The sequence below is a fragment of the Streptomyces sp. NPDC001373 genome (assembly GCF_042895815.1).
Classification (GTDB): domain Bacteria; phylum Actinomycetota; class Actinomycetes; order Streptomycetales; family Streptomycetaceae; genus Streptomyces.
The window spans coordinates 512,112-528,187 of the sequence record NZ_JBIAWQ010000004.1 but is presented as its reverse complement, the minus strand read 5'-3'; the positions used below and the strand labels follow the sequence as shown (position 1 = coordinate 528,187).

Below are 16,076 nucleotides of genomic sequence, written 5' to 3'. Positions count from 1 at the left end.
AGAACCCCCGCCCCTTCGCCTGGACGAAGAGCGCCGACGAGATCCTCGAACGCCTGGCCTCATATCTTGATCGAATTCCCGGCGCAGGACACTAGGCGTTCAGCTCGGCCAGGACCCGGAGGGTGTGCGGGTCCGGGGCGGTGACGAGGAGGTCGGTGACCGGGCCCTCGCGCCACGGCTCCAGCCGTTCCGCGATCCGTTCGCGGGGGCCGACCAGCGAGATCTCGTCGGCGAAGGCGTCCGGGACGGCGAGGACCGCCTCCTGTCGGCGACCGGCCAGGAACAGCTCCTGGATCCGCCGGGCCTCGGCCTCGTAGCCCATCCGGGCCATCAGGTCGGCGTGGAAGTTGCGGGCCGCGTGGCCCATGCCGCCGATGTAGAAGCCCAGCATCGCCTTGACCGGGAGCAGCCCCTCGGCGACGTCGTCGCAGACGTGGGCCCGGGCCATCGGCGCGATCATGAACCCCTCGGGGAGGCCGGCCAGGGAGGCCTGGTAGACGTCCGTGCGGGTCGGGGACCAGTACAGCGGCAGCCAGCCGTCGGCGATCCGGACCGTCTGGGCGATGTTCTTCGGCCCCTCCGCCCCCAGCAGCAGCGGGAGGTCCGCGCGCAGCGGGTGGGTGATGGGCTTGAGGGGCTTGCCGAGGCCGGTCCCGTCGTCCCCGCGGTAGGGGTGGGCGTGGAAGCGGCCGTCCAGCGCCACCGGGCCCTCGCGGCGCAGCACCTGGCGCACGACGTCGACGTACTCGCGGGTCGCGGTGAGCGGGCTCGCGGGGAACGGGCGCCCGTACCAGCCCTCCACCACCTGGGGCCCGGACAGCCCCAGGCCCAGCATCATCCGGCCGCCGGAGAGGTGGTCCAGGGTGAGGGCGTGCATGGCGGTGGCGGTGGGGGTGCGGGCGGCCATCTGGGCGATGGCGGTGCCCAGGCGGATGCGGGAGGTGTGTGCGGCGATCCAGGTGAGCGGGGTGAAGGCGTCGGAGCCCCATGCCTCGGCGGTCCACACCGAGTCGTAGCCCAGGCGCTCGGCCTCGGTGGCGAGGCCGAGGTGGGACGGGGCGGGTCCGCGGCCCCAGTAGCCGAGTGCCAGTCCGAGGCGCATGTACGGTCCCCTCCGTGATCGCCGACGATGGATCTGACGCAGCATCAGATCGGGTGTCCGGGCGACTGTAGGGCACGCGGGGCCCGCCGGGAAGGGCGACGGCCCCCCGCCCGTGGGCGGGGGGCCGTCGGTGCGCGGACGCGCGGGAACGCGCGGGGGCCTGCGGGAGGCGTCAGCCGCGCTGGATGCCCGAGGTGTCGTTCAGGACGCCGCGGCGGCCGTCCTGGGTCTGGGCGATCAGCGTGGACGGGCCGCGCTGGTCGACCGCCAGGTACCAGGTGCCCGGGGCGAGCTCCGCGATCGGGGTGGGGGAGCCGTCCTCGGGGAAGAGGGGCCGGGCCACCGGCACCGCGAACCAGAACGGCGTGAAGTCCCCGGCCGGGAAACCGGCACCGGCCGGCTCCTGCGGGGTGCCCCCGTACGGCGGGGCCGGCTGCGGGGTGGCCCCGTAGCCCTGCGGCTGCTGACCGCCCGGGTAGCCGTAGCCGGTGCCGGGCTGGCCCCCGTACGGCTGGGCGGTGACGGGCTTGGGCTCCGGCACCAGCGGGCCGGCCAGCGCGGGGACCTTCGCACCGGCGACGGCCACGCCCGCCAGGGCGAGCGCGGCGAGGAACGCCAGGATGCAGCCGGCGCCCAGGTCGGCCCGCGAGGGGGTGGTGATCAGCGACCACAGGGCGTTCCAGGCGGCGGCCACGGCCAGCACCGTGCCCCAGGCCGTCAGCGGCAGGCCGCCGACCTTGCGGCCCTCGGGCTGGAAGCGGGCGCCGACCAGCAGGCCCGCCGCGACGAAGCCGGTCAGGAAGACGGCCGGGAGGGTCAGCCCGTAGACATCGGTGTCCCACGCACTCGGGAGGTCGGCGCCGGTGACGGAGTAGAAATCGAGGAACGAGGCGATGAACAGCAGTACCGCTGCTCCGATCACCACGCCGTCGCCTCGAGTGAGGGAGCGGATGTTCACGTCTCTGGTGTCCTTCTCGGTCTTGGCAGGGGCGGATCGGGCGCCCCCATGGTACGGAGGTTTCCGCGGCCGAGAGGAACGGGGCGACGGGGCCGCCCCCGCGGGCTACCCGCCGAGGAAGCCGGTGATGCCGTCCGCGATGCCCTGGGCCGCCTTCTGTCGCCACTCCGGACTCGTCAGTTGCGCCGCGTCCTTGTCGTCACGCATGTTGCCGCATTCGATGAACACCTTGGGCCGGGTAGAGAGATTGAGCCCGCCCAGATCGTCACGGACCACCAACCCGGTCCCGCTGCCGAGGTAGTTGGCGGGGGAGGACCCGGTGGTGCGGGCGAAGTTGGAGGCGAGGCGCTCCCCGAGGTCGCGGGAGGGGCCCACGATCTTCGCGGTGTCGGCCGCGCCGCCCTTGACCCGAGCCGGGAGGATGACGTGGAAGCCGCGGTTGCCGGCGGAGGCCCCGTCGGCGTGGACGGAGACGACGGCGTCGGCCGCGGCCTCGTTGCCGATCCGGGCCCGCTCGTCGATGCAGGGGCCCCAGGGGCGCTCGCCGTCGTGGGTGAGGACCACCTTGGCGCCCTTGGCCTCCAGCAGGGTGCGCGCCCGGTGGGCGACGTCGAGGGAGAACTCGGCCTCCATGTAACCGGAGTTGGTGGTGGTTCCGGTGGTGTCGCACTCCTTGCGGTTGGTGCCGATATCCACCTGCCGGTCGATCTCCCGGCCGTGCTTGAAGTTCCCCGTGTTGTGTCCGGGGTCGATGACGACGGTCCGGCCGGTCAGCGGGCCCTTGGCGGGGGCCGCCGCCGGGGCGGCGGCGGGCGGCCTGCTGGGGGAGGCGCTGGGCTTGCCGTCCGCGGCGGCGGCGGGGGAGGCGGCGGCGAGCCGCGCCCCCGCGGGCTGCGGGGCGCCGGAGCCCGGGCCGGACAGCACCTGGGTCAGCACCCAGCCGGCCAGGCAGGTCGGGGCCAGGGCCGCGAGCGCCACCGCGAGGGCGGGCCGGCGCGCGAACCAGGGCCGGTCGGGGCTGACGGAGGAGGCGGACTCGGGCGGCGGGGGGCTGTCGTCGTAGCGCACGTCGCGATGCTAGAACGCCCGGCCGGTACCCTCCCGCACCCTGCGCCATCCGAGGGCGTGGTCCGATAGTCGTTCCGGTGGACCCGCGGAGGCCCGGCCACCGGGTGCCGGAGGCCCCCGTCCGAGGAGCGCCCGGCCGGGAGCGCGGGCCCCGGCCGGCCCCAGGGGGTGTCGTTCGGATCAGGCCGGGCCCGATCCGGACGACACCCCCCTAGATCCCCTCGCCGGTGCGGCGCAGGACGCGGAGGGAGTCGGTCACCGAGACCTCCTCGAAGGCCCCGGAGGCCAGGGCGCGCAGGTAGATCCGGTAGGGGGCCTGGCCGCCGTCGGCCGGGTCGGGGAACACGTCGTGGATGACCAGGGTCCCGCCGACCGCGAGGTGCGGGGCCCAGCCCTCGTAGTCGTTCGTGGCGTGCTCGTCGGTGTGGCCGCCGTCGATGAACACGAGGCCGAGCCGGCCGCCCCAGGCCGCCGCCACCTGGGGGGAGCGGCCGACGATCGCGATGACGTGCTCCTCCAGGCCGGCCCGGTGCAGGGTGCGGCGGAAGGTGGGGAGGGTGTCCATCAGCCCGACCTCCGGGTCCACGACCGTCGGGTCGTGGTACTCCCACCCGGGCTGCTGCTCCTCGCTGCCCCGATGATGATCGACGGTGACGGCGGCGACCCCCGCCTCGCGGGCGGCGTCGGCCAGCAGGATGGTGGAGCGCCCGCAGTACGTGCCGACCTCCAGCAGCGGCAGCCCGAGCGCGGCCGCGGCGGAGGCGGCCTCGTGGAGCGCGAGGCCCTCGCCGACGGGCATGAACCCCTTGGCGGCCTCGAAGGCGGCGAGGGTCTCCGGCTTGGGGGTGGCGGCCATGGCTGGTCCTCCGGCGTGAGCGGGTGCGGTGCGGGTGTGGCGGCCCATGGTGCCCTACCGCCCGGTAGGGCACCATGCCGGGGTCCGTGCCGGGGTCCGTGCCGGGGTCCGTGCCGGGGTCCGTGCCGGGGTCCGTGCCGGGGTCCGTGCCGGGGTTCGCGCCGGGGCCCGTGCCGGGGTTCGCGCCGGCGGCCCCGCGGGGCGGACCGCCGGTTGTCCTCAGTCCAGTTCGTAGTCGAAGGTGTAGGGGACGGACCCCTCGCCCTGCCGGTGGACGAAGCCGCCACTGCCGCGCAGGCCGGCCAACTCGCCCGTGCCCGAACCCGGGACGACCTCGAAGGAGCAGCGGGTCGTCCCGTCCTCCTGGAACGAGCCCCGCTCTTCGAGCACGAAGCCGCCCCTGCGGCCGTCGAGGGTGCCGTCGACGCGTTCCAGGCCGGTGAAGGTGCCGGAGGTCGCCGTCAGGTAGGCGATCGCGTACGTGCAGGTGGTGTCGGCGGCCTCGATGCCGCCGGAGAAGGAGTTGACGACCGAGGCCCGGGCGAGCCGGGGAGGTGCGTCGGCCGGGCCGGTGGCCTGCTCCTCCCACTGGGCGTAGGTGAAGCGGCCGGTGGAGGTGCGCGTGGGCATGGCGGTCCTTTCGGGGCTGCGGGGTGGTTCCCCCGCGGTTCGGGACCAGCCTCCGCCGCGTACCTGACACCCTCTGTCAGGTACGCGGCCACAATGGACCATGCGCGCCGACCGGCTCCTCTCCCTGCTCCTGCTGCTCCAGAACCGCGGCAGGATGACCGCCCCCGAACTCGCCGCGGAGCTGGAGGTGTCCGTCCGCACGGTGTACCGGGACGTGGAGGCGCTCGGTGCGGCCGGCGTGCCGGTCCGCGCCGACCGGGGGCCCGCAGGCGGCTTCCGCCTGATGGACGGCTACCGCACCCGGCTGACCGGCCTCACCGACGCCGAGGCCGGCTCCCTCTTCCTGGCCGGGGCGCCCGGTCCCGCCCGTGACCTCGGCCTGGGCGCGGTGCTGACCACCGCCCGGCTGAAGCTGGAGGCCGCGCTCCCCGCCGCGGGGGCGGACCGGGCCCGGCTCGTCCAGGACCGCTTCCACCTGGACGCCCCGGCCTGGTTCCGGGATGCCGACCCGGTCCCGCACCTGGCGGCGGCGGCCCGGGCGGTGTGGGAGCAGCGGGTGGTGCGGGCGGAGTACCGCCGCTGGTCGGGCGAGCTGCGGCGGCGGGAGCTGCACCCGCTGGGCATCGTCCTCAAGGGGGGCATCTGGTACCTGGTGGCGGGAGCGGACGGGAGCCCGCGCACGTACCGGGTGTCGCGCTTCCTGGCGGTGGAGGAGACGGGCGCGGCCTTCGAGCGGCCGCCCGGCTTCGACCTGGCCGCCCACTGGGAGGCCTCCTCCCGCCGGCTGGAGGCCGCCCTGCACCAGGACACGGCCCGCCTGCGGATCTCCCCGCGCGCCCAGCGGCTGCTGCCCATGCAGTTCGGCACCCCGGGGGCGCGGGCCCTGGAGGGGGCCGGGCCGCCGGACGGGGAGGGCTGGGTGGAGGTGGCACTGCCGGTGGAGTCGCGAGCCGTCGCGGTCGGGGACCTGCTCAGGCTGGGGACGGAGGCGGAGGTGCTCGGCCCACCGGAACTCCGGGCGGCGCTGGCGGAGGCCGTACGGGAGCTGGCGGCCCGGTACACGGAGACGTCCGCCCCCTGACGCCGCAGCGGGCGGACGGTGCGGCCCACGGCCGCGCGGCTGCGGCGCCTTCCCCGAGGGGGCGGCACCGCACGCCGCTCGTGGGTCAGTACTCGATGCAGGTGTCGTTCAGCTTCGAGTTGAACGACCAGTACATCGCGGCGCGGGGCTGGGGGCCGAACGCAGGGGCCGTTTTCGGCCAAGTGCGGGTCACATCCTATGTGGCGATCAGCAACTGGCCCATGTACAGAACCAGTTGAGACGCGACGAGGGAAACCGGCCCGGAGTTCTCGTGGGGGACGCCGCCTCCGGACGGGGCGCCGTGGGGCCCCGTCCCGGTTCCCGGTTCCGCGCCCCGGGTGCGTGTCGAAGAACCGGCGCATCTGACCTTCCGTCAGATTGGAACGTGTTCTACTCTGCCGCGCATGGGCATCGGAATCACGCAGGAGCAGCGGGAGTTGGCCGACGCCGTGCGCGGCTGGGCGGCGCGGGCCGTGCCGGGGGAGGCGGTGCGCAAGGTGCTCGACGCCCCGCCGCGGGCCGGGGTGCGGCCCGACTACTGGGACGCGATGTGCGCGCAGGGGCTGATGACGCCCCACCTGGAGGGCGGGACCCTGCTGGATCTGGCCGTCGTCGTGGAGGAGGCCGCCCGGGCGGCGCTGCCCGGGGCCTTCCTGCCGAGCGCGCTGGCCTCCGTACTCCTGGACCGGGCGGGGGCCGAACCGCTCGCCGGACGCGTCGGGGCGGTCGCCCTCGGGGCCGGCGGGGTCACCGCCGTCGCCGCCGAGGGGGGCGGGTGGCTGCTGGACGGGGTCGCGCCCCCCGTGCTCGGCGCCGCCGAGGCGGAACGGGTGCTGCTCGCCGCCGAGAGCGGGGCCGGCACCCGCTGGTTCGCGGTGGACGCGGGCGCGCTGGAGGTCCGGCCGCACGAGAGCGCCGACCCGACCCGGCCCACCGCCGAGGTGCGGGCGCGCGCCGTGGCGGTCCCGGCCGGCAGACTCCTGGACCTGGACGAGGCCCTGGTGCGCGACCTGGCCTGCGTGCTCTTCGCCGCCGACGCCTGCGGCACCGCCGCCTGGGCGGTCCACACGGCCGCCGAGTACGCCAGGACCCGGGAGCAGTTCGGCAGCCCCATCGGGAGGTTCCAGGGTGTCAAGCACCTGTGCGCCGACATGCTGGTCCGCCTCGAACAGGCCAGCGCCCTCGCCTGGGACGCCGCCAACGCCGCGGACGAGGAGCCCGCGGCCCGCTCGCTCGTCGCCGCCCTGGCCGCCGGCACCGCCCTCGACGCCGCGTACGCATGCGCCAAGGACTGCATCCAGGTCCTCGGCGGCATCGGCTTCACCTGGGAGCACGACGCCCACATCCACCTGCGCCGCGCCCTCGTCGCCCGCCAGCTCCTCGGACCCGGCGACACCCACCGCCTGCGCGCCGTGCGCCTCGCGGCCGCCGGCGCCCGGCGCGAGCTGCGCCTGGAACTCCCCGCGGAGGCCGAGGCCCACCGGGCGCCGGCCCGCGCCGCCATCGGGGCCGCCCGCGGCCTCGACCCGGCCGCCGCCCGCCGGGCCCTCGCGCCCACCGGGTACGCGGCCCCCCACCTCCCGCCTCCGTACGGGCGCGGCGCGGGACCCGCCGAGCAGATCGTGATCCAGCAGGAGCTCAAGGAGGCCGGGGTCAAGGTCGCCGACCTCGGGATCGCCACCTGGATCGTGCCCTCGCTGATCGCCTTCGGCAGCGAGGTGCAGCGCGAGGCCTACGTCCTGCCCACCCTGCGTGGGGACACCACCTGGTGCCAGCTCTTCTCCGAACCGGGCGCCGGCTCCGACCTGGCCTCCCTGCGCACCCGGGCCGAACGGGCTGACGACGGCTCCTGGAGGATCAACGGCCAGAAGGTGTGGACGAGTTCCGCGCACACGGCCGACTTCGGGATCCTGCTCGCCCGGACGGACCCTCAGGCACCCAAGCACCGCGGGCTCGGCTACTTCGTGGTCGACATGAAGAACACCCCGGGGATCGACATCCGGCCCCTGAAGGAGATCACCGGGGACTCCCTCTTCAACGAGGTCTGGTTCGAGGACGTCCTGCTGCCGCCGGACGCCCTGGTCGGCGCCGCCGACGGCGGCTGGAAGGCCGCCCGCAACACCCTCGGCAACGAACGCGTCCACATGGCCGACCAGATGACCTTCGATACTCCCGCCGGGCCTGGCGGCCCGGGGGGTACCCCCAGCCTGGAGGCGCTGATCGCCCGCTCCGCCGGTCTCGACGCCTCCTACGGGGTCCGGATCGGCGCGCTCGCCGCAGAGGCCCACGCCCTCGCCTGCATCGGGCTGCGCACCACCCTCCAGCAGGTGTCCGGGCTGGAGCCGGGCGCGGGCGCCTCCGTACGCAAGCTCGTGCAGACCCCCCACCAGCAGCGGACCGCCGAGCTCGCGCTCGAACTGCTGGGCCCGGCGGGCGCGGTGCGGGAGGGGGCGGGGGAGCGGGCGGTGCACGGGATGCTGATGTCGCGCTGCCTGACCATCGCCGGGGGCACCACACAGGTCCAGCTGAACGTCGTCGCCGAGCGGATCCTCGGCCTTCCCAGGGACTAGGAGTCAGGGCGGATGAAGTCGTACATCGTGGGCGTCGGCATGACGAGGTTCGAGAAGCCGGAGTCGCGGGACTGGCAGTACTGGGACATGGTCGGGGAGGCCGGCGGCGCGGCGCTCGCCGACGCCGGCGTGGACTACGGGCTCGTCGAGCAGGTACCGGTGGGCTACTGCTTCCAGCCCTCCACCGCCGGCCAGCGGGCGGTGTACGAACTGGGCCTGACCGGCGTCCCGGTCTACAACGTCAACAACAACTGCGCGACCGGCTCGACGGCCCTGATGATGGCTCGCCAGTTCGTGCAGGGCGGGATCAGCGACTGCGTGCTCGCGGTCGGCTTCGAGAAGATGAAGCGCGGCGCACTGGGCGGCGGGGCCGACGGCGGGGACTTCAAGACGTCCCCCGTCGCACGGCACTACGGGATCATGGCCGCCGCGCACGGCTTCGAGATGTCCCCGCCCACCGCGCAGATCTTCGGCAACGCCGCCCGCGAGCACATGGAGCGGTACGGGACCACGCCCGCGCAGCTCGCGGCGGTCGGCGCGAAGAACCACCGGCACTCCGCGAACAACCCGAACGCGCAGTTCCAGGACGTCTGCACGGTGGAGGAGGTCCTCGCCGCCAAGGCCATCCACGACCCGCTGACCAAGCTCCAGTGCTCGCCCACCTCCGACGGCGCGGCCGCCGCGCTCGTCGTCTCGGAGCGGTTCGTCGTGGCGCACGGGCTGCATGCCAAGGCTGTCGAGATCGTCGGCCAGGCCATGACCACGGACACCGCGCAGAGCTTCGGCGGCTCCTGCATCGACGTGGTCGGCAAGCCGATGACGGCGGCCGCCGCCCGGCGCGTCTACGAGGACTCCGGGCTCGGCATCGAGGACGTCGACGTCGTCGAGCTGCACGACTGCTTCTCGGTGAACGAGCTGCTGACGTACGAGGCGCTCGGCATGTGCGCGGACGGGGCCTCCGGCAAGCTCGTCGAGAGTGGCGCCACCACCTACGGCGGGCGCTGGGTGGTCAACCCCTCGGGCGGTCTGATCTCCAAGGGCCACCCGCTGGGGGCGACGGGGCTCGCGCAGGCGGCGGAGCTGGTGTGGCAGCTGCGCGGCGAGGCGGGACCGCGGCAGGTCCCCGCCGCCCGGGTGGGCCTGGCCCACAACATCGGGCTCGGCGGGGCGGCGGTGGTGACGCTGCTGCGCAGGGAGGGCTGACGCGGCCCCGCGCGGCCTCCTACGCGGGGACGAGGCCGGGCATCAGCCGCAGCGCGTTCTCCCGGTTGATGCCCCGGCGCTGGCGCACGGTCAGCGCCGGATCGGCGGCCAGGGCGGGGACGGCCAGATCGGCGACCACGCCGGCCGGGCAGGCCGGCCAGTCGCTGCCGAACAGGATCCGGCCGGGGTCCACGGTGGCCAGCAGGGTGCCGGCAGGGGAGAGCGGGCCGGCGGTGTCGTAGTGGAAGCGGTGCATGTGGTCCCGTACCGCCGCGGGGTCCACGGGCGGGTCGAAGGCGTCGGCGAAGGCCTCCATCCGCGTCGCGATCTGCGGGAGGAAGCCCCCGCCGTGCGGCAGGATCACCGACAGGCGGGGGAAGCGGTCGAGGGTCCGGGTGCGGATCATGTTCGCGGCGGCGCGGGTGGTGTCCAGCAGGAAGTCGCACAGGAAGTTCGGCAGCCCGGGCACGCTGGCCGGCCCACCGGGCCCGCCACCCTGGCCACCCTGGCCGCTGGGACCGCCGGGACCGCCGGGGCCACCGGGCCCTCTGCCGGGCCTGCCGCCCGGACCGTCCGGACCGTCCGGTCCTCCGCCCGGACCGCCCGGCCGGCCTCCGGGCGCGTGGCCGGGCCCTTCCCCGCCCGGCCCGCCGGCCGCCACGGTGGGCCGTCCGCCGCCCGGGCCGTCGGGCAGGACGTGCGGGTGCGTGTCCACGATCGCCGCGCGCTCGTCGAGTTCGGCGAAGATCCGGTCGTAGGACGGGTCCCCCAGATAGGTCCCGCGGTAGTTCGCCGTCACGTTCACCCCGACCGCCCCCAGCTCGTCGAGGCCGCGCCGCAGCGTCCAGGAGGAGACCTCCTCCTCGTCGAGGAACAGCGGCGCGTGGAACGCGAAGCGCCCCGGGTGCGCCTCCGCCACCTCGGCCGCCGCCTCCAGCGTGACGGCGACGGCCTCCCGCAGCTGCGCGGAGCTCTCGTAGCGCGCGGGCAGCATCGGCTTGAGCACCGCGAGGGCGATCCCCGCCCGGTCCATCAGGGCCAGCGCCGCATCCGCCTCCCAGCCCGCCCACGACGGCAGCGAACGCGGGCCCACCAGCCCCTGCCGTTCGGCCCAGCGGCGCCAGGCCGGGGCGCAGAAGTGGTGGTGGACGTCGATCACCGCGCGGCTCCCGTCGTCCTCCTGCCCGGTCGCCGCGTCCGGGTGTGCCGCTCCGCCGACGGCCAGGCCGCCCGCACCGTATTCCGGCATGTGCGTATTTCCCTCTCGTCGGCCGTGAACGGAAATCCACCGCACACCCTAGGTCGGCTTGCGAAATCCGCCCGCCGGACATTCCGTCGGGGGAGGTTTCGGCTCCGAACGGGTGTAACGGGTTTCGCCCTCGAACCGGCACGGGAAAGGAGCCGACTGTCAATTCAGGGTTATCCGAAAGGTCTGGGCGCGTGACGACTGAACCGACGACCGCGGCGGGTGACGGTCTCGCGCTGCACGAAGCGGTGGCGGCCGCGACGAAGAGCACGCCGGAATACCGGCAGTGCCCCTATCCGGTCTACCGGACCCTGCGCGAACAGGCCCCCATCGCCCGTCTCACCCCGGGCCACGGCGTGGACACATACCTGGTCACCCGCTACGAGGATGCCCACGCCCTCCTCGCCGACCCCCGCGTCGGCAAGGACATGCACGAGGGCATCGACCTCTACCACGCCCTCTTCGGGGACCTGTGCGAGGCGCTCGACGACAACCTCCTCTTCGCCGACCCGCCCCGCCACACCCGGCTGCGCCACATCGCCAAGACCGCCTTCACCCCGCGCCACATCCACGCGCTGCGCCCGCACATCGAGGAGCTCGCCCACGGGCTGCTCGACCGCTGTCCCACGGACCGGCCCGTCGACCTGATGCAGGCCTTCGCGCTGCCGCTGCCCGTCATGGTCATCTGCGAGCTCCTCGGGATCGTCGGCCAGGAGCGGACCGAGGTCCTGCGCTGGTTCGCCGTCGTGACGCGCTCGCGGTTCAGCAAGGACCTCAAGGGCGACCTGGAGGAGGCCGAGATCTGGCTGCGGGACTACTTCGCCCGGCACATCCACCGCACCCGGCTCCACCCCACGGACGACTTCCTCAGCATGCTGGTGCAGACCCCGCACGAGGAGAAGCCGCTCACCGACGACGAACTCGTGTCGATGATCTGGGTGCTGCTCTTCGCCGGGCACAAGACGACCACCCTCCAGATCGGCAACTGCGTCTTCAGCCTGCTCACCCACCCCGACCAGCTGCGGGCGGTCCAGGAGGACCGGGAACTGCTGCCGCAGGCGATCGAGGAAATGCAGCGTTTCGAGGGCTCGGTGGAAACCTCCACCTTCCGTTACGCGCTGGAGGACGTGGAAATCGGCGGGACGGTCATTCCGAAGGGTGCGGTCGTGCAGATCGCGCTGAACTCGGCCAACCGCGACCCGGAGAAATTCCCCGACCCGGACACCCTGGACTTCACCCGCGAAGGGCTGCAGAGCAGTCATCTCGGATTCGGGTACGGCGCCCATTACTGCCTGGGTGCCCCGCTGGCCCGGCTGGAGCTGGAGATCTGCCTGACGGCGCTGCTCGACCGCTTCCCGGACATGGTCCTGGCCATGCCGACGCCGGCGGAGGGGGACTGGCTCAAGGGTCCCTTCCCGGCCTTCCGCGGGCTGGAGAGGCTGCCCGTCGCCCTGGACCCCTCGCGGACCGTCGACGACTGGACCGCGGGCGGCTGACCGGGGCCCGAGCCCCGAGGGGAACCCTCCGCGACCGGCCGGCGGAGGGCTTCCGTACGCGTAGGGGGCCATCCGCGCCCGTACCCGCCACACCCGCCCCCCGCACGGCGTCAGGGCCGGGCCAGCGCCGGGTCCACCACCGTCTCGCCCGTCGACGCCCGCCGCAGGTAGTCCGCCAGCTCCTCGACCGGCCCGTCCCGCAGGACCAGCCCCGCCGCGCCCGCCGCCAGAACGGCCTCCCGCAGCCCCGGGTGCACCGAGCCCGTGGCCACCAGCACCCGGCACTCGGGGTCCTCCGCCAGCAGGACCGCCACCGATTCCGGGTCCTCGACCAGAGCCACCGCCGGCCGCTCCGTCAGGGAGGGCACCACCTCGATGTCCGGCTGGAGGCCGAGCCGGACCGCGAGCGGGGGGTTGGGCGGGTCCAGCAGGACGCGCAGGGAGCGGGCGGGCCGGTGCGCCAGGGGCATCTCTTCCACCGCCGCAGGCTATCGGCCGGCCCTTCCCGGAACCGGCAACACGCCCCGCAGCACGATCATCTGACGTGCAGTCAGCACTCTTCCCAACCCGAGGGGCGTGCGTTATACATTCCCTCAGCCGCTTCCTAGAACGCGTTCTAGAACCGGCTCCGCATGCGACCTCGGTGCGGCCGACGGTGCGGACGGCCGCGCCGAGGTCTTCCAGAGAGCAGAAGGAGCAGCATCCGAATGCCGATCGATGCCGCCAGGGCCCTCGCCGCCGACCCCCGCCAGGGGGAGATCGAATGGGACCACAAGGACATCCAGCTCTACCACCTCGGCCTCGGAGCCGGCTCGTCCCTGCACGGGCGCAGCCTGGCCACCGACCCCGACGAGCTGCGCTACACCCTGGAGTCCAGGCTCCACGTGCTCCCCAGCTTCGCCACCGTCGCCGGCGCCGGCATGGCCATGCTCGGCGGGCTCGCGGCCCCCGGCATCGAGGTCAACCTGGCGAACGTCCTGCACGGCGGGCACTCCCTGGAGCTGCACCGGCCCATCCCGGTCAAGGGGCGGGCGACCTCCTCCTCCAAGGTCGCCGCCGTCTACGACAAGGGCAAGGCGGCCGTGATCGTGCTGCGCTCCGAGGTCGCCGACGCCGACGGGCCGCTGTGGACCAGCGACGCGCAGATCTTCGTCCGCGGCGAGGGCGGCTTCGGCGGCGAACGCGGGCCCTCCGTGCGCAGCGAGCTGCCCGAGCGCGCCCCCGACCGCACCGAGGAGCGGCCGATCCGGGAGGAGCAGGCGCTGCTCTACCGGCTCTCCGGGGACTGGAACCCGCTGCACGCCGACCCCGAGTTCGCCAAGCTGGCCGGCTTCGACCGGCCGATCCTGCACGGCCTCTGCTCGTACGGGACGACCCTCAAGGCCGTCGTCGACACCGTTCTCGGCGGGGACGTCTCGCGCGTCCGCGCCTATCGCACGCGCTTCGCCGGGATCGTCTTCCCCGGGGAGACCCTGCGCATCCGGATGTGGCAGGAGCCCGGACGCGTCCTGGTCTCGGTGACCGCCGTCGAACGCGACGACGCCCCGGTCCTCGCCGACACCGTCGTCGAGCACGCGTAACCCCAGGCCCACGCCCCAGGCCCACGCCCACGCCCCAGGCACACGCCCCCAAGGAGCCGCACCGTGCGCGCAGCACTGCTCAGCGAGATAGGCCAGGACAAGCTCGAGGTCGTCGACGACATGGAAGCCGTGGGCCTGGGCCCCGGCAAGGTGCGGATCCGCATCAGGGCCACCGGCCTGTGCCACTCCGACCTCTCCGCGATGAGCGGCGTCCTGCCGCAGCCCGCGCCCTTCATCCCCGGCCACGAGGGCTCCGGGGTGATCACCGGCGTCGGTGAGGGGGTCACCGGTCACCAGGAGGGTGACCGGGTGCTCGTCTGCTGGCTGCCGCCGTGCGGACACTGCGCCGCCTGCAAGCGCGGTCAGGGGCACCTGTGCCTGGAGAGCCTGGTCAACGCGGGCATCCCCAACTTCCGCCGGGCCGGCGGGGACATCTTCGGCTTCGCCGCCACCGGCACCTTCGCCGAGGAGATCGTCGTCGCCGCCAACTGCGCCGTCCCGATCCCCGACGACCTGCCCTTCGACATCGCCGCGCTGATCGGCTGCGGGGTCACCACCGGACTCGGCGCGGCCATCAACACCGCCAAGGTGGAGGCGGGTTCCTCCGTCGCCGTCATCGGCTGCGGCGGCGTCGGCATCTCCGTCGTCCAGGGCGCCAGGGTGCAGGGCGCGGCCCAGATCGTCGCCGTCGACCCGGTGGAGTCGCGCCGGGAGGCGGCCCTGCGCTTCGGGGCGTCGGAGGCGGTCGCGCCGGAGGCCTTCGAGGACGCCAAGGCCCGGATCACCTCCGGCGAGGGCTTCGACTACGTCTTCGAGGTCGTCGGCAGGTCGGCGACCGCCCGCACCGCCTACCGGATGACCCGGCGCGGCGGCTCGGTCGTGATCGTCGGCGCGGGCGCCCTCGACGACAACTTCCAGATCGACATGTTCTCGCTGTTCTTCGACGAGAAGAAGATCCTCCCCTCGATGTACGGGGGCGGGGACGTGCTCCGCTCCTACGCGCGCACCATCGCCCTGTGGCGGGCCGGCCGGATCGACCTGGAGGGCCTGATCACGCACCGGGTGCAGCTCGCCGAGATCAACGACGCCCTCGACCAGATGCGCACGGGCACGGCCCTGCGCACCTGCATCGAGATCTGACGCCCCGCCGACCGCCGACCGATCCGTTCTGAGAGGAATCCGGCACATGTCACTGCCACTTGAGGGGCTCAGCGCCATCGTCACCGGCGCCGGACGCGGTCTCGGCCGGGCCGAGGCGCTCGAACTGGCCCGGCTCGGCGCGAGCGTGGTCGTCAACGACTTCGGCCAGAGCGGCCGCGACGGCTCCGGCGAGGCCTCGGCCGCACCGGCGGAGGAGGTCGCCGCCGAGATCCGCGCGGCGGGTGGGCAGGCGGTGGCGCACCTGGGGGACGTGGCCGACTTCGAGCAGGCGCGGGACCTGGTCGGGCTGGCCGTCTCCCGCTTCGGGAAGCTCGACGTCCTGGTCAACAACGCGGGGATCCTGCGCGACCGGATGGTCTTCTCGATGTCGGAGGAGGAGTGGGACTCGGTGATCCGGGTCCACCTCAAGGGCCACTTCAACACCACCCATTTCGCCTCCGCGCACTGGCGGGAGCGCTCCAAGGCCGCGGGCGGCCCGGTGTACGGGCGGATCGTCAACACCTCCTCCGAGGCCTTCCTCGGCGGTTCGGCGGGCCAGCCGAACTACGCGGCGGCCAAGGGCGGCATCGTGGGCCTGACCACCTCGACCGCCCTGGCCCTGGCCAAGTACGGGGTGACGGCCAACGCCATCTGCCCGCGGGCCCGCACCCGGATGACCGAGGACGTCTTCGCCGGCTTCCAGGTCCCGGCGGAGGGCGAGCTCGACCCGCTCGCCCCCGAGCACGTCGCCCCGCTGGTCGGCTACCTCGCCTCGCCCGCCTCGGCGAAGGCGAACGGTCAGCTCCTCGTGGTCCACGGCGGGATCGTCGTCGTCATGGAACGGCCCCGGGTGGCGGCGAAGTTCGACACCTCGAAGGAGGCCTTCACCTTCGAGGAGCTCGACTCCCTCCTCAGCCCGCACTACGACTCCCGCCCGGCGAACGAGACCTTCGCCGCGGCCGAGGTCCTGGGCCTCAAGCACGGCTGAGCCGGGTCCGTCGTCCGCCCGTCGCGGCCCCGGTGCTGCGAACGGGCGGTTCGCCGCGGGGGCGGTCGGCGTGGCGGGTCGCGGGGCGGGGTGCGGCGCGGGGGCTGCGGTTGAGTGGGGGGATCGCCCCCTCCCGTCGCCCCCTCCCCCAGAGGAGC

14 protein-coding genes are annotated in these 16,076 nt (G+C 74.2%); 7 read left to right on the top strand and 7 right to left on the bottom strand.

Features of this window, described 5'->3' with window-relative positions:
* Positions 1 to 91 precede the first annotated feature (91 nt).
* The 5 genes from ACFY15_RS13340 to ACFY15_RS13320 all read right to left on the bottom strand — a co-directional run bounded on the left by ACFY15_RS13340 (position 92) and on the right by ACFY15_RS13320 (position 4,614).
* Complete coding sequence (locus ACFY15_RS13340; protein WP_390685542.1) at positions 92 to 1,102, bottom strand: LLM class F420-dependent oxidoreductase; 1,011 nt, start codon at positions 1,100 to 1,102, stop codon at positions 92 to 94.
* A 172-nt stretch (positions 1,103 to 1,274) separates the two neighbouring features.
* Positions 1,275 to 2,060, bottom strand: coding sequence for a DUF5336 domain-containing protein (locus ACFY15_RS13335; RefSeq protein WP_390685543.1), 786 nt, complete (start codon positions 2,058 to 2,060; stop codon positions 1,275 to 1,277).
* Positions 2,061 to 2,165: 105 nt separating this feature from the next.
* Positions 2,166 to 3,128 carry an N-acetylmuramoyl-L-alanine amidase gene (locus ACFY15_RS13330; RefSeq protein ID WP_390825519.1) on the bottom strand — a complete coding sequence of 321 codons (963 nt, stop codon included), beginning with the start codon at positions 3,126 to 3,128 and terminating at the stop codon, positions 2,166 to 2,168.
* Between the two features lie 211 nt (positions 3,129 to 3,339).
* A complete protein-coding gene (locus ACFY15_RS13325; RefSeq protein WP_390685545.1) occupies positions 3,340 to 3,984 on the bottom strand; it encodes a class I SAM-dependent methyltransferase in 645 nt (214 codons plus the stop codon).
* A 219-nt stretch (positions 3,985 to 4,203) separates the two neighbouring features.
* Entirely contained in the window at positions 4,204 to 4,614 is a 411-nt protein-coding gene (locus ACFY15_RS13320) for a DUF3224 domain-containing protein (RefSeq protein ID WP_390685547.1), read from the bottom strand.
* Between the two features lie 100 nt (positions 4,615 to 4,714).
* Here ACFY15_RS13320 and ACFY15_RS13315 point away from each other — a divergent pair, with 100 nt between their 5' ends.
* The 3 genes from ACFY15_RS13315 to ACFY15_RS13305 all read left to right on the top strand — a co-directional run bounded on the left by ACFY15_RS13315 (position 4,715) and on the right by ACFY15_RS13305 (position 9,468).
* Positions 4,715 to 5,695, top strand: coding sequence for a helix-turn-helix transcriptional regulator (locus ACFY15_RS13315; RefSeq protein ID WP_390825518.1), 981 nt, complete (start codon positions 4,715 to 4,717; stop codon positions 5,693 to 5,695).
* A 404-nt stretch (positions 5,696 to 6,099) separates the two neighbouring features.
* Positions 6,100 to 8,265: an acyl-CoA dehydrogenase gene (locus tag ACFY15_RS13310; RefSeq protein ID WP_390825517.1), complete on the top strand. Its 2,166-nt coding sequence runs from the start codon at positions 6,100 to 6,102 to the stop codon at positions 8,263 to 8,265.
* 12 nt (positions 8,266 to 8,277) lie between these two features.
* Complete coding sequence (locus ACFY15_RS13305) at positions 8,278 to 9,468, top strand: beta-ketoacyl synthase N-terminal-like domain-containing protein (RefSeq protein ID WP_390685550.1); 1,191 nt, start codon at positions 8,278 to 8,280, stop codon at positions 9,466 to 9,468.
* 19 nt (positions 9,469 to 9,487) lie between these two features.
* Here the strand turns inward: ACFY15_RS13305 and ACFY15_RS13300 are convergent, their stop codons facing one another.
* Positions 9,488 to 10,717: an amidohydrolase family protein gene (locus tag ACFY15_RS13300; protein ID WP_390825516.1), complete on the bottom strand. Its 1,230-nt coding sequence runs from the start codon at positions 10,715 to 10,717 to the stop codon at positions 9,488 to 9,490.
* A gap of 191 nt (positions 10,718 to 10,908) precedes the next feature.
* Here ACFY15_RS13300 and ACFY15_RS13295 point away from each other — a divergent pair, with 191 nt between their 5' ends.
* Positions 10,909 to 12,210, top strand: a complete 1,302-nt coding sequence (locus ACFY15_RS13295; RefSeq protein WP_390685553.1) for a cytochrome P450 — start codon at positions 10,909 to 10,911, stop codon at positions 12,208 to 12,210.
* 110 nt (positions 12,211 to 12,320) lie between these two features.
* Here ACFY15_RS13295 and ACFY15_RS13290 read toward each other — a convergent pair whose 3' ends face one another.
* Positions 12,321 to 12,680: a DNA-binding response regulator gene (locus ACFY15_RS13290; RefSeq protein WP_390685950.1), complete on the bottom strand. Its 360-nt coding sequence runs from the start codon at positions 12,678 to 12,680 to the stop codon at positions 12,321 to 12,323.
* 237 nt (positions 12,681 to 12,917) lie between these two features.
* Here ACFY15_RS13290 and ACFY15_RS13285 point away from each other — a divergent pair, with 237 nt between their 5' ends.
* The 3 genes from ACFY15_RS13285 (at position 12,918) to ACFY15_RS13275 (ending at position 15,918) form a co-directional block, all read left to right on the top strand.
* Positions 12,918 to 13,790 (top strand): MaoC/PaaZ C-terminal domain-containing protein, encoded by an 873-nt coding sequence (locus ACFY15_RS13285; RefSeq protein WP_390825515.1) that lies wholly within the window; start codon positions 12,918 to 12,920, stop codon positions 13,788 to 13,790.
* Positions 13,791 to 13,853: 63 nt separating this feature from the next.
* Entirely contained in the window at positions 13,854 to 14,930 is a 1,077-nt protein-coding gene (locus tag ACFY15_RS13280) for a Zn-dependent alcohol dehydrogenase (RefSeq protein ID WP_390825514.1), read from the top strand.
* Positions 14,931 to 14,976: 46 nt separating this feature from the next.
* Positions 14,977 to 15,918, top strand: a complete 942-nt coding sequence (locus ACFY15_RS13275; protein WP_390685556.1) for a 3-oxoacyl-ACP reductase — start codon at positions 14,977 to 14,979, stop codon at positions 15,916 to 15,918.
* Positions 15,919 to 16,076 lie beyond the last annotated feature (158 nt).